The sequence below is a fragment of the Pantoea sp. Morm genome (assembly GCF_016643525.1).
GTDB classification, from domain to species: Bacteria; Pseudomonadota; Gammaproteobacteria; order Enterobacterales; family Enterobacteriaceae; genus Pantoea; species Pantoea dispersa.
The window spans coordinates 1-12,703 of sequence record NZ_VOQX01000112.1 but is presented as its reverse complement, the minus strand read 5'-3'; the positions used below and the strand labels follow the sequence as shown (position 1 = coordinate 12,703).

General features: G+C 55.4%; 12 protein-coding genes. 2 read left to right on the top strand and 10 right to left on the bottom strand.

The window, feature by feature from the left end:
* Window positions 1-135: 135 nt before the first annotated feature.
* Window positions 136-351 (top strand): osmotically-inducible lipoprotein OsmB, encoded by a 216-nt coding sequence (osmB, locus tag FT726_RS23660; RefSeq protein ID WP_031279061.1) that lies wholly within the window; start codon window positions 136-138, stop codon window positions 349-351.
* 69 nt (window positions 352-420) lie between these two features.
* On the opposite strand, the gene yciH is transcribed toward osmB, so the two are convergent.
* From yciH to pgpB, 5 genes are all read right to left on the bottom strand, one after another.
* Complete coding sequence (gene yciH / locus FT726_RS23655; RefSeq protein ID WP_021505951.1) at window positions 421-744, bottom strand: stress response translation initiation inhibitor YciH; 324 nt, start codon at window positions 742-744, stop codon at window positions 421-423.
* On the bottom strand, window positions 744-1,451 hold the full coding sequence (gene pyrF, locus FT726_RS23650; protein WP_282996762.1) for an orotidine-5'-phosphate decarboxylase: 708 nt from the start codon (window positions 1,449-1,451) through the stop codon (window positions 744-746). The genes yciH and pyrF overlap by 1 nt, the downstream gene beginning before the upstream one ends.
* A 205-nt stretch (window positions 1,452-1,656) precedes the next feature.
* On the bottom strand, window positions 1,657-2,826 hold the full coding sequence (gene lapB / locus FT726_RS23645) for a lipopolysaccharide assembly protein LapB (RefSeq protein WP_058758617.1): 1,170 nt from the start codon (window positions 2,824-2,826) through the stop codon (window positions 1,657-1,659).
* Between the two features lie 6 nt (window positions 2,827-2,832).
* Window positions 2,833-3,138, bottom strand: coding sequence for a LapA family protein (locus FT726_RS23640; protein ID WP_058771279.1), 306 nt, complete (start codon window positions 3,136-3,138; stop codon window positions 2,833-2,835).
* A 126-nt stretch (window positions 3,139-3,264) separates the two neighbouring features.
* Entirely contained in the window at window positions 3,265-4,029 is a 765-nt protein-coding gene (pgpB, locus tag FT726_RS23635; RefSeq protein ID WP_058758619.1) for a phosphatidylglycerophosphatase B, read from the bottom strand.
* Between the two features lie 230 nt (window positions 4,030-4,259).
* On the opposite strand from pgpB, the gene ribA reads away from it, so the two are divergent.
* On the top strand, window positions 4,260-4,853 hold the full coding sequence (gene ribA, locus FT726_RS23630; protein WP_058758620.1) for a GTP cyclohydrolase II: 594 nt from the start codon (window positions 4,260-4,262) through the stop codon (window positions 4,851-4,853).
* Window positions 4,854-4,943: 90 nt separating this feature from the next.
* Here ribA and acnA read toward each other — a convergent pair whose 3' ends face one another.
* The 5 genes from acnA to topA form a co-directional block, all read right to left on the bottom strand.
* Window positions 4,944-7,625, bottom strand: a complete 2,682-nt coding sequence (gene acnA / locus FT726_RS23625) for an aconitate hydratase AcnA (protein WP_282996761.1) — start codon at window positions 7,623-7,625, stop codon at window positions 4,944-4,946.
* Window positions 7,626-8,061: 436 nt separating this feature from the next.
* Window positions 8,062-8,238: a hypothetical protein gene (locus FT726_RS23620; protein WP_176428134.1), complete on the bottom strand. Its 177-nt coding sequence runs from the start codon at window positions 8,236-8,238 to the stop codon at window positions 8,062-8,064.
* 3 nt (window positions 8,239-8,241) lie between these two features.
* Window positions 8,242-8,400: a YmiA family putative membrane protein gene (locus tag FT726_RS23615; RefSeq protein WP_071813666.1), complete on the bottom strand. Its 159-nt coding sequence runs from the start codon at window positions 8,398-8,400 to the stop codon at window positions 8,242-8,244.
* Window positions 8,401-8,892: 492 nt separating this feature from the next.
* On the bottom strand, window positions 8,893-9,867 hold the full coding sequence (gene cysB, locus FT726_RS23610; protein ID WP_021510116.1) for an HTH-type transcriptional regulator CysB: 975 nt from the start codon (window positions 9,865-9,867) through the stop codon (window positions 8,893-8,895).
* 192 nt (window positions 9,868-10,059) lie between these two features.
* Window positions 10,060-12,657, bottom strand: a complete 2,598-nt coding sequence (gene topA, locus FT726_RS23605) for a type I DNA topoisomerase (protein WP_058774627.1) — start codon at window positions 12,655-12,657, stop codon at window positions 10,060-10,062.
* Between the last annotated feature and the right edge of the window lie 46 nt (window positions 12,658-12,703).

Here is a 12,703-nt window from a genome sequence, read left to right as displayed (position 1 = left end):
AACGCGCGCTAAGGGCTGCGCGCCAGCGTGCAGGCTGAAGGAAAAGCACCGCCTGAGTGCATCGGGCGAACAACTTCAGGGCGTAACATCTATACTTAACGAGTTGCCTCTGAGCAAACCATCAAGGAGATGTCCATGACTACAACAATGAAACGCGTGACGGTTGCCGTGCTGGCAACGACGTTAGTGGTGGCCCTGAGCGGCTGTTCCAACTGGTCAAAGCGTGACCGCAACACGGCGATTGGCGCCGGTGCCGGTGCTATTGGTGGATCGGTGCTCACCAACGGCAGCGCGCTGGGTACCGTCGGTGGCGCTGCGGTGGGCGGCATTATTGGCCATCAGGTTGATTAATAATAATATTGTAGCAGGCTACGCAGCGCATCTACGTCACATCGGGCCACCTTGCGTGGCCCGCTTTCATTAACCGCCCGCCAGTTTAACCTTCATGCCTTTGGCTTCCAGCAGCGTTTTAAGCAAATCGCGCTTATCGCCCTGAATCTCAATCACGCCCTCTTTCAGCGCCCCGCCGCAGCCGCACTTCTTCTTAAGCTCGGCCGCCAGCTTTGCCAGCGCGTCATCATCGAGATCGATGCCGGTAATCAGGCACACGCCTTTACCTTTACGCCCGCTGGTCTGGCGCTGAATGCGCACGATGCCATCGCCTTTCGGCCGCTGCGGTTTCTCTTCGCTATGTGTAATACGGCCGGTTTCGGTGGAGTAAACCAGCGGATTGTCCTGAGCCATTAGCCCTCCTGTAAACTGTGCAGGATTTGCTGCAGCGTCTGCGCCGGATCGGCAGATTGGGTGATCGGTCGCCCAATCACCATGTAATCCACGCCGGCCTGTTGTGCCTGCTGCGGCGTCATGATGCGGCGCTGATCGCCGGCCTCGCTACCCGCCGGGCGAATACCCGGCGTGACCAGCGCGAAATCCTGCCCGATAACCTGTTTAAAGTGCGCGGCTTCCTGCGCCGAGCACACCACACCATCAAGACCACACTCGCGCGTCAGCCGTGCCAGACGCTCAGCCTGCTGCGCCGGCGATAAGGTGATGCCAAGACCTTCAAGATCGTCTTCGTCCATGCTGGTCAGCACCGTAACCGCAATCAGCAAGGGCGCATCACTGCCAAACGGCAGCAGCGCTTCGCGCGCCGCATTCATCATCCGCGCCCCGCCGCTGGCATGCACGTTGACCATCCACACACCGAGATCCGCTGCCGCCGCGACCGCATGCGCCGTCGTGTTCGGGATGTCATGAAATTTGAGATCGAGGAATACCTCAAAACCGCGCGCCTGCAACGTCTTCACCAGGGACGGTCCAAACAGGGTAAACATCTCTTTACCCACTTTCAGACGGCACTGGCCCGGATCGATACGGTCAACGAACTGCAGTGCGCTATTGAGATCATGATAGTCGAGTGCCACCAGAATCGGTGAGTGAGTAACAGGCATAACGTTTCCTCAGAGGCTGGCACCCGCAGGCGCGATGGACAAACGGCAAGCATTCTACCCGTGCAACCCGGTCACGACAACGTTACGACGGCGATTGCCTTGCTGATTGACAAGGTGATGCACAGTGCTGAAGCGTGGATGATAATTTCTCTATTAGTATGTTGTAACTACTATGCGCTGTAAATAATCACCGAACGCGGCCAGCTTACTGGCCGTCGAGTCCGCGAATCGGTTTAACGGAAGACCAGGCGCGGCACGATGGGCAGTGCCAGTAGAGGGCGTGCGCGGTGAAGCCACACTTCTGGCAGCGGTAGCGCGGTTTAGTGCGAATCTGTTCGCCAACCATGTCGCGCAGCACCATCAGACTCTCTTTGGCGCGGCCATCTTCCGCCTCGTGCAGGTGGAAATCCATCAGACGATGGAACACACGCATGGTGGGATGACGCTGCAGCTGACGGTTAATGTAGAGCTGCGCCGCTTCCGGCCCCTGCTGCTGCTCCAGAATGTCCGCCAGATAGAGTTCCGCCGCGGCCCCGGTGTTCTCTTCAACGCAGCGTTGCAGGAACTGCGCCCAGCTGTCAGGCTGCTCCAGCCGCTGATAGCAGGTTTCCAGCATCGGCAGCGTTTCGCTCACCAGTTCTTTGTCCTGTTCCAGCACGCGCTGCAGTCGCTGCGCCGCTTTCGCGTATTCGCCCTGCTCCATCAGGATACGTCCCATCATGATGGAAACGCGCGCGCTTTGGTGGTCGGCCGCTTCACCCTTTTTCAACAGGCTCATGGCACGATCGAGGTCGTCACTGCTCAGCGCCTGCAGTGCCAGCTCGCAGTAAAAATGGGCGATTTCGCCCTTTTGCTTATCTTTGCCGAGTTTTACCAGCCGCTCCGCCACTTCGATGGCTTTCTGCCAGTCGCTGGTCGCCTGATGAATCAGCAGCAGTTGCTGCAGCGCGCTGATACGAAAATCGGTTTCATCGATCAGCTGACTGAACATGTCTTCGGCGCGATCGTACAAGCCGGCGGCCATATAGTCGCGTCCCAGCTGCTGAATGGCCAGCAAACGCTGATCGTAAGTAAGCGACGCGCTTTCCATTAACGACTGGTGGATGCGGATGGCGCGGTCGACTTCGCCGCGCGAACGGAACAGGTTACCGAGCGTCAGGTGGGCTTCAACGGTGCCGCTGTCCTCTTTCAACATATCGAGGAACAGATCGACCGCTTTATCCTGCTGATTAGAAAGGAGAAAGTTAACCCCAGCCACGTATTCACGTGACAGACGGTTAGCTTCCTGTTGCTTATCCTGTTGCGCACTGCGGCGGCCCATATACCAGCCGTACGCCGCCGCGACAGGAAGAAGCAGAAACAGCAATTCAAGCATCGAACATTAATCCCGACGCACTGCAGTGGAGGTGCTATTTACCGCAGCAGATTGTTCATTTTGCGCCTGCATGCGCTTCAGTTTACGCTGTGCATGCGCCAGCGAAACACGAATGCGCAGCCAGAATAGGCCACAGATCGCCCAGCCCAGCAAAAATCCGGCACCAAACAGGCAGGCCAGCAAGGTTGAAATGCGGAATTCGCCCTGCGCCAGCAGATAGTTGAAGGTGACAATCTGGTCATTATGCGCTCCGAGCGTAACGGAGATGATGAAAATGACCAAAACCACGAGAAAAATCAGCAAATATTTCACAATGCGTCCTGTCGTGAGGTTATCCGGTAGAGTATGCCAAAAAAGTGCCGCTGTTGCTGCTTATCCGCGCAGCAGTTAGTGCCCTTTCTGCAAGTACAATCAATCATATGGGGGCAAAGGGAGAAATTACAATCCGTCATCGCGCCCGGCAATCTCACGCTGCTCTTCCGGCGGCACGCTGAGCGGGCCACAAAAGCGCTGTGCCAGCCAGGTTGCCAGCGTCACCAGCAGCCACGAGATCAGCGTCGCGACCACCAGATCGCGCGGCCAGTGCATGCCCAGTACCAGCCGGCTGCCCATGACCAGCGTAGCCCAGACAAACAGCACCACCACCGTAACAATATGCCGGCGCGGCCATAACAGGCCAATCACCAGCAGCGCCCAGCTGGCGGCAAACATGGTGTGGCCAGACGGAAAAGCAAAGCCCGTTTCAAACGCCCAGTGATTTTTTAACCAGGCGGGCAGCTTTGTATCATTGGCGAGCAAGGCGGACACCATTTCGCCGCGCTGCTGCCGTTTCAGCTGATAAAACTGCTGTTCGTTGACGCCGTGGCTGTGCTCAAGCCAGACCACATACGGCCGCGGCTCCTGCACTTGCTCTTTGATAAAAGTTTTGGTCGACTGACCAGCAAGAATCGCGCCGTTCATGATAATCAACAACAGAATGGCCGGCCGGAGGCGAAAGCGCAGGCACCACAATACCCAGCCGCTCAGAATCAGGCTGGTCAGCGTGCCCCACGGACTGGTGACGGTTTCGGTGATCCAGAACAGCACGCGCAACAGATGCCCGCTCTCCCCCGGTTGCCACTGCCAGCCGGAAAGCCATACGCCCAGCGGCATCAGCAGTAATAAAAACGCGCCCAGCGTGGTGCGTTGCACAATTTTTAACATCTCGTCCCTTTATTGTTTCCCGACCTGACAGGCGTATTGCATAACTTTAGGTGAAAAAAGAATAACATACCCGTTGCGGCTTAGATAATTGTGCTTTATCACTACAATCACTCTGACTGATTAGCGGCCCTGGTTCAGGTTATGGCACAATATCGGCAGTTTCGTCGGGCCAGTCGGGCCCGTGCGTTATCATGATGATAGCGCATCCTCTGAAGGTTCTGGAGAGTCACATGCAGCTGAAACGGGTAGCAGAAGCCAAACTGCCCACGCCATGGGGAGATTTCCTGATGGTTGGTTTTGAAGAACTGGCAACCGGCCACGACCACGTCGCGCTGGTTTATGGTGATATTAGCGATCACAATCCGGTGCTGGCGCGCGTCCACTCCGAATGTCTCACCGGCGATGCGCTGTTCAGCCTGCGCTGCGACTGCGGCTTCCAGCTGGAGGCAGCGCTGACCGCCATTGCGGAAGAAGGACGCGGCGTGCTGCTGTACCATCGTCAGGAAGGCCGTAACATCGGGCTGCTGAACAAAATTCGCGCCTATGCGTTGCAGGACAAAGGCTACGACACGGTGGAAGCGAACCATCAGCTGGGCTTTGCCGCCGATGAGCGTGACTTCACCCTGTGCGCCGACATGTTTAAACTGCTGGGCATCAATGAAGTGCGTTTGCTGACCAACAATCCGCGCAAAGTCGAGATCCTGTCAGAAGCGGGTATCAATATCGTTGAGCGCGTGCCGCTGATCGTTGGCCGTAACCCGAAAAATGCGCACTATCTCGATACGAAAGCCGAGAAGATGGGACATCTGCTGCCGAAATCGTAATGCGGCGGTGCGCGCACTTGCAAAGCGCTTCAGTGACACACGCTGTCAGCGTCAATAATAAAGCCGGGCATGCATGCCCGGCTTTGTTTTTTAGTTGAGCATATTGCGTATCACATAATGCAGGATGCCGTCGTTCTGGTAATAGGTCAGCTCATTACCGGTATCGATACGACAACGAGTATCCAGCGTCTGCTGACTGCCGTCAGCCCGCGTCAGCGTCACCAGGACGCTGCAGCCGGGCTGCAGCTGCGCCAGATTTGCCACATCGATACGCTCTTCCCCGGTCAGCTGTAGCGTCTTACGCGTCACGCCCGCCGGGAACTCCAGCGGTAAAATGCCCATGCCGATCAGGTTAGAGCGGTGAATACGCTCGAACGATTCGGCAATCACCACGCGCACGCCCTGCAGGCGCGGACCTTTTGCCGCCCAGTCGCGGCTGGAGCCGGAGCCGTACTCTTTCCCGGCGATCACCGCCAGCGGCACGCCCTCCTCCTGATACTTCATCGCCGCATCATAGATGGCCAGCTGTTCCTGGCTCGGATAGTGTCGGGTATAACCGCCCTCGACGCCAGGCACCATTTCGTTGCGAATACGGATGTTGGCGAAAGTACCGCGCATCATGACTTCGTGGTTACCGCGTCGTGAGCCATACGAGTTGAAGTCATTACGCTCAACGCCGTGCGCCAGCAGATAACGCCCCGCCGGACTCTCCGCTTTAATGCTGCCAGCCGGGGAGATATGGTCGGTCGTCACCGAATCACCGAGCATCGCCAGGATGCGCGCGCCGTGAATGTCCTGCACCGGCTGCGGCGTTTTTTCCATATCGTCAAAGAACGGTGACAGACGAATATAGGTTGAGCCTTCGTCCCAGTCATAGGTGGCGGCTTCGCTGACTTTGATCTGCTGCCACTCGGGCGTGCCGTCGAACACCTCGGCGTACTCTTTATGGAACATGTCGCTGGTAACTTTCTGCACCGATGCGGCAATCTCTTCCGGCGATGGCCAGATATCCTTCAGATAGACGTCATTGCCCTGCTGATCCTGACCGATCGGGTCAGTCTGCAGGTTGATCTTCATGTTGCCCGCCAGCGCATACGCCACCACCAGCGGCGGAGACGCCAGCCAGTTGGTTTTTACCAGCGGATGGATACGCCCTTCGAAGTTGCGGTTACCGGACAACACGGCACCCACCGTCAAATCGCCCTCTTTGATCGCGCTTTCTATCTCATCCGGCAGCGGGCCGGAGTTACCGATGCAGGTGGTGCAGCCGTAACCCACCAGGTTAAAGCCCAGCTCATCAAGATACGGGGTCAGCTGCGCCACGGCGAGATAATCAGACACCACTTTTGATCCCGGAGCCAGCGAGGCTTTTACCCAGGGTTTGCGCATCAGCCCGCGCTCGACGGCTTTTTTCGCCAGCAGGCCAGCCGCCATTAAGACGCTGGGGTTCGAGGTGTTGGTACAGGACGTAATCGCGGAGATCACCACGGCGCCATCATCCAGCTGGATGCGGTCGCCGGTTTCACTGTCCAGATAGCTGACCGTTTTGTGCGGCTTCTGCGCGTGATTCACTTCCAGCTCGTTACTGGCGTCAAAGGCCGCCGGTACGTCGCCGAGGGAGACGCGATCCTGCGGACGCTTCGGACCGGCGAGGCTCGATTCTACTTCAGCCATATCCAGCGCCAGCGTGCTGGTGAAGATGGGTTCATCGCCCGGTTTACGCCACAGCCCCTGCTGTTTTGCATAGGCTTCCACCAGCTCAACCTGCTGCGCATCGCGCCCGGTGAGCGTCATGTAGCTGAGCGTTACTTCATCAATCGGGAAGAAACCGCAGGTTGCGCCATATTCTGGCGCCATGTTGGCGATGGTTGCGCGATCCGCCAGCGGCAGATCGGCCAATCCGTCACCGTAGAATTCGACAAACTTACCGACCACCCCGTGCTTGCGCAGCATCTGCGTCACGGTTAATACCAGGTCGGTGGCGGTGATACCGGGACGCAGTTTGCCGGTCAGCTTGAAACCCACCACATCGGGAATCAGCATTGAAACCGGCTGGCCCAGCATGGCGGCCTCAGCTTCAATGCCGCCCACGCCCCAGCCAAGCACGCCCAGGGCGTTAATCATGGTGGTATGGGAATCGGTACCGACCAGCGTATCCGGATAAGCTACTTCTTTGCCGTCCAGCGTTTCATGCCAGATGGCTTTACCGAGGTACTCCAGATTGACCTGATGACAGATACCGGTGCCCGGCGGCACGACGCGGAAACGGTTAAAGGCTTTTTGCCCCCAGCGCAGGAAAACGTAGCGTTCGTGGTTGCGTTCCATCTCCAGGCGCACGTTTTCTTCAAACGCATCGTCATCGCCAAAATGGTCGACCGTGACCGAGTGGTCAATCACCAGATCGACCGGTGACAACGGGTTAACTTTCGCCACATCACCGTCCAGCCGCTTAACGGCTTCACGCATCGCCGCCAGGTCAACCACGGCCGGTACGCCGGTGAAATCCTGCATTAATACGCGCGCCGGACGATAAGCAATTTCGCGATCGGCATGTGCAGTTTGCTGCCACGCCACCAGCGCCTGAATATCTGCTGCCGTTACGGAATCTTCATCCTGCCAGCGCAGCAGGTTTTCCAGCAGAACCTTGAGGGATTTTGGTAAGCGATCGATGTCACCGACCTGCTGAGCGGCTTTCGGCAAACTGTAGTAATGATATTTTTTTGCCCCTACTTCCAGCGCATCCTGACTCTGCTCACGTAACGTTAACGACATAACTCCTCCTTTTATGGGCTCTTCTGCTAAACCTCAGAGAGTGCAAGGTTTAGCTTAAAGATAGACCACATTTTCGTTAACGTTTTGATAACAACACGAATTGACACACAAAACCGCAACGAAAAATGCCCTGACTAGTGTCAGGGCATTCAGAAAGCGTTAACTGGCAGGATTAGCGAATTACAGCACGGCCCAGACGGCCGCAGCCCAAAAGGCCATTGAGAAGGCATAAACGCTGAGCCATGAAAAAGTTGTGGTATTCATCTGTCACTCCTCCCGGATCGCGGGCAACAAAAAGCCATCGTCTTCAGCGTTGTACTGATGACACCGTTTTTTTAGATGCTGAGTGTTAAAGGACGGGCTTTTAACGTGCCCACCGGAGAGTCCGGTAAAATGCGCGACAGTATGTCTTAATAAGAATTGGACGCAGACTGCGTTATTTAGACTTCGGATCCATGAATGATTCAATAAAGCTGCGCTGCTGTTCACTCAGTTCCCATGAAGCCGGGATTGCCACTTGCGGTTCAGCAGGCGCGTCTTTGGCTTTGCACACCGGTGCTTTAGGCTGACGCGCAGCGACCGGATATTTACGACTGAGTGTATTTGCCCACATGGCTTAACCCCACATACGCCAAATCATTAACGCCACCACTACCCAGAACAGTGCTGAAGCAGCGAAGACAGTCAACCAGGCTTTGCGACGGATGTTACCTGAACGCTCTACCTTAGTGCTTTTAGCCCGGAAGTCCGGTTGTACAGTTAATCTCGTAGTCATAGTTTTTGATAATCACTCTCAATAAAACGATTGATAACAACGATGAAGATTTAGGACGAATCCTAAACTTGTTAAGTCCAAAAATCCAGTTATTTTTATTGAGCACAACGATTAACGCTATTTATCAAAACCGCCAAGACTGATGAGATAAATTTAAGCACGCTGCAAACTATTAATTTAATAGTTACATTGTAAATTTGGCTTAAACCAAAATTAGATCCACTCTAAATTTGAGTTTAATTTAACGAGCCAGTTAAAAAGCCCTTTCTCATCAGCTCTTAACTGGAGTATGGGAATATTCCTGGCAGTCCGCAAAGCGGCAAAGTAAAAATTGTGTACTGATTCGCATTTAATAAATAACAATGAAAAAACATGTGACGCATGTTTCATTTACAAAAAAATAATGGAATTTTTTGAGGTTCTGCTGGTGCTAAGCGGCGGGAGGTGTGCGGGAAGTCGCTGGACATCCCGCAAAAATAATGAGTTAGGTGATTACCTGAAAGGAAGCTTGATATCGCGGAACATCGCTTCGATATCTTCGTTTGAGCGCAGCGCCACAGCGGCGTCCACCACGTCTCGCGTCAGATGCGGTGCGAAGCGCTGAATGAAATCATACATATAGCTGCGCAGGAAGGTGCTGCGCCGGAAACCAATCTTGGTGGTGCTATTGGTGAAGATTTCTGAAGCTTCAATGCGCACCAAATCCGGATCGGAAACCGGGTCCACCGCCATGCTGGCAATCACCCCAACCCCCAGGCCTAAACGCACATAGGTTTTGATCACGTCGGCATCGGTTGCGGTAAAAACAATACGCGGCGTTAAACCGGCACGGTTAAACGCAGTATCCAGTTCTGAGCGGCCGGTAAAACCGAAGGTGTAAGTTACCAGCGGGAAATCAGCCAGCTCCTCAATCGACACATTGGATTTCCCCGCCAGCGGATGATCCGGCGTGACCACAATGGCGCGGTTCCAGTGATAGCACGGCAGCATAATCAAGTCGTCGTACAGGTGCAACGCTTCGGTGGCAATGGCGAAATCGGCATTGCCTTTGGAGACCGCCTCAGCAATTTGTGTGGGCGAGCCCTGATGCATATGCAGGGAAACGCGCGGATAGCGTTCGATAAAGCCTTTGATTACGCCAGGCAGTGCATAACGCGCCTGAGTGTGGGTCGTGGCCACGTACAGCGATCCTTTATCTGGCCAGGTGTGTTCACCGGCAACCGATTTGATCGCATCCACTTTGGACAAAACTTCGCGCGCAATACGGATAATCTCTTCACCCGCTGGCGTCACCTGCGTCAGATGTTTGCCGCTGCGGGCAAAAATCTGCACGCCCAGCTCATCTTCCAGCATGCGCACCTGCTTACTGATGCCCGGTTGCGAGGTATACAGCCCCTCTGCCGTGGAGGAGACATTGAGGTTGTGGTTAACGACTTCAACGATGTAACGCAACTGCTGCAATTTCATAGTTATATCTTCCCGATAGCGACAGAGGTGCATTCCCTGCAGGCGTGTATCCGCCCTGATGGCGTAATAATGAGGGAAAGCGAGTCAGCAAAATGCAATAAGCTATAACTACTATATCAGTTAACGTAAGAATGTAGAACGATTAGCTATAAGGATGGGAAAAAGGCCAGCGAACGCTGGCCTTCAGGGAGATTACTTCTTCGCTTCCTGCCACTTACCGTCGATATAGAAAACCGACCAGCCGGTCGCTTTGCCCTCTTTTTCTGAGGCAACATACTGTTGTTTGGTCTTACGGCTAAAACGCACCAGCGTTTTATTGCCTTCCGGATCCACTGCTGGCGCTTCGGCCAGATATTTCAGTTTCTCCGGCAGACGGTCAGCAAAGCGCTGCAGCTCTTCCACCAGCGGCGCACGGGTTTCACGAGATTTCGGGAAGGTGTTAGCGGCCAGGAACACGCCCGCAGCTCCGTCACGCAGCACAAAATACGCATCCGATTTCTCGCACGGCAGCTCCGGCAGCGGTACCGGATCTTCTTTCGGCGGCGCGACTTCGCCGTTGCGCAGAATCTTACGGGTATTTTTACACTCGTCGTTAGTACAGGCCATGTACTTACCAAAACGCCCCATCTTCAGGTGCATTTCAGAGCCACATTTTTCGCACTCAACAATCGGACCGTCATAACCTTTGATACGGAATTCACCCTGCTCGATTTCATAACCGTCACACTCCGGGTTATTACCACAGACGTGCAGTTTACGGCCGTTGTCGATCAGGTAGCTGTCCATCGCGGTGCCGCACTTCTGGCAGCGACGACGGGCGCGCAGCGCGTTGGTTTCGGCATCATCGCCTTCCAGCACGTTAAGCACTTCGTTTTCCGGGATCAGGTTAATGGTCTGCTTGCAGCGCTCTTTCGGCGGCAGTGCATAACCGGAACAGCCGAGGAACACGCCGGTGCTGGCGGTGCGAATCCCCATTTTGCGTCCGCAGGTTGGGCAGTCGATGGAGGTCAGCACCATCTGGTTCGGCTGCATGCCGCCCTCTTCCGGATCTTTCTCCGCCTGCTCCAGCTGCTGGCTGAAATCACTGAAGAATGAATCCAGCACCGCTTTCCATTGCGCTTCGTTATTCGCGACCTGATCGAGACTGTCTTCCATGTGCGCGGTGAAATCATAATTCATCAGCTCACGGAAGTTCTCTTCCAGACGATCGGTAACAATCTCACCCATCTTCTCGGCGTAGAAACGGCGGTTTTCCACCCGCACGTAACCGCGATCCTGAATGGTGGAAATGATCGAAGCATAGGTAGACGGACGGCCAATGCCACGCTTCTCCAGCTCGCGCACCAGCGAAGCTTCGCTGAAGCGCGCCGGCGGCTTGGTAAAGTGCTGGCCAGGCAGCAGGGATTTCAGATCCAGCGTGTCGCCCACGTTCACTGGCGGCAGCGTCAAATCCTCATCATTTTTACGCAGCGCCGGCATCACTTTGGTCCAGCCGTCGAAACGCAGCGTACGCCCTTTCGCTTTCAGTTTGAAATCTGCCGCGCCGACAGTCAGCGTGGTGGAATCATATTGCGCGGGCACCATCTGGCAGGCCACGAACTGGCGCCAGATCAGCTGATACAGCTTCTGCGCATCCGCTTCCATATCCTTCAGCTGCTCGGCGGCAACGTTGACATCAGAAGGACGAATCGCTTCGTGCGCTTCCTGTGAATTCTCTTTGCTGGCGTAGGTGTTGGGCGCATCCGGCAGGTAGTTCTTACCGAATTTTTTCTCCACGTAGCCACGCGCCATCGCCACCGCATCCTGACTCAGGTTGGTGGAATCGGTACGCATATAGGTGATGTGACCGGCTTCATACAGACGCTGTGCCATCATCATGGTTTTCTTCACGCCAAAACCAAGGCGGGTGCTCGCCGCCTGCTGCAGCGTCGAGGTAATAAACGGCGCCGACGGTTTGCTGCTGGTCGGCTTGTCTTCACGATCCAGAACGGCGTAACGCGCCTTTTCCAGGATGGCCACGGCCGCTTCGGTTTGCTCGCGGTTCACCGGGCGGAACGCTTTGTCGCCCTGATGCGTCACCCTGACCGCCAGCGCATCGCCTTTCGGCGTCGACAGATCGGCGTCAATTTCCCAGTACTCTTCCGGTACGAAGGCTTTGATTTCGCGCTCGCGCTCCACCACCAGGCGCACGGCAACCGACTGCACGCGTCCGGCCGACAGGCCACGGGCAATTTTTTTCCACAGCAGCGGCGAGACCATATAGCCCACCACGCGGTCCATAAAACGACGCGCCTGCTGCGCATTGACGCGCTCAATATTCAGTTCGCCCGGCTTCTCGAACGCCTGACGAATCGCATTTTTGGTGATTTCGTTAAACACCACGCGGCTGAAGCGTTTGTCATCGCCGCCGATCACTTCCCGCAGGTGCCAGGCAATGGCTTCCCCTTCGCGGTCAAGGTCGGTTGCGAGATAGATGTGGTCGGCATCGGCAGCCAGGTTCTTCAGTTCAGAGACGACTTTTTCCTTGCCGGGCAGAATCTGGTAGTCCGCTTCCCAGCCGTGCCACGGGTCAACGCCCATGCGATTAACCAGCGCGGCCTTTTCATCTTTCTTTACTTTCTTGCCGGTTTTCGCCTTTTCCCCGTCGGCACTTTTACGGGCCGTTGAACCACTGGTCGGCAAATCACGGATATGACCGACGCTGGATTTCACCACGTAGTCATTACCGAGGTATTTATTGATTGTTTTGGCCTTTGCCGGGGACTCAACGATGACGAGTGCTTTACCCATATGTACCTTTACCTAATTGAAACGTCCTGATAAACGGGAGAGGATT

Excerpts from the sequence above, each read along its gene's own strand:
- acnA (WP_282996761.1), bottom strand. The coding sequence starts at position 7,625 with ATGTCGTTAACGTTACGTGAGCAGAGTCAGGATGCGCTGGAAGTAGGG.
- pyrF (WP_282996762.1), bottom strand. The coding sequence starts at position 1,451 with ATGCCTGTTACTCACTCACCGATTCTGGTGGCACTCGACTATCATGAT.
- ribA (WP_058758620.1), top strand. The coding sequence starts at position 4,260 with ATGCAGCTGAAACGGGTAGCAGAAGCCAAACTGCCCACGCCATGGGGA.
- FT726_RS23620 (WP_176428134.1), bottom strand. The coding sequence starts at position 8,238 with ATGTGGGCAAATACACTCAGTCGTAAATATCCGGTCGCTGCGCGTCAG.
- topA (WP_058774627.1), bottom strand. The coding sequence starts at position 12,657 with ATGGGTAAAGCACTCGTCATCGTTGAGTCCCCGGCAAAGGCCAAAACA.
- lapB (WP_058758617.1), bottom strand. The coding sequence starts at position 2,826 with ATGCTTGAATTGCTGTTTCTGCTTCTTCCTGTCGCGGCGGCGTACGGC.
- yciH (WP_021505951.1), bottom strand. The coding sequence starts at position 744 with ATGGCTCAGGACAATCCGCTGGTTTACTCCACCGAAACCGGCCGTATT.
- osmB (WP_031279061.1), top strand. The coding sequence starts at position 136 with ATGACTACAACAATGAAACGCGTGACGGTTGCCGTGCTGGCAACGACG.
- FT726_RS23615 (WP_071813666.1), bottom strand. The coding sequence starts at position 8,400 with ATGACTACGAGATTAACTGTACAACCGGACTTCCGGGCTAAAAGCACT.
- pgpB (WP_058758619.1), bottom strand. The coding sequence starts at position 4,029 with ATGTTAAAAATTGTGCAACGCACCACGCTGGGCGCGTTTTTATTACTG.
- cysB (WP_021510116.1), bottom strand. The coding sequence starts at position 9,867 with ATGAAATTGCAGCAGTTGCGTTACATCGTTGAAGTCGTTAACCACAAC.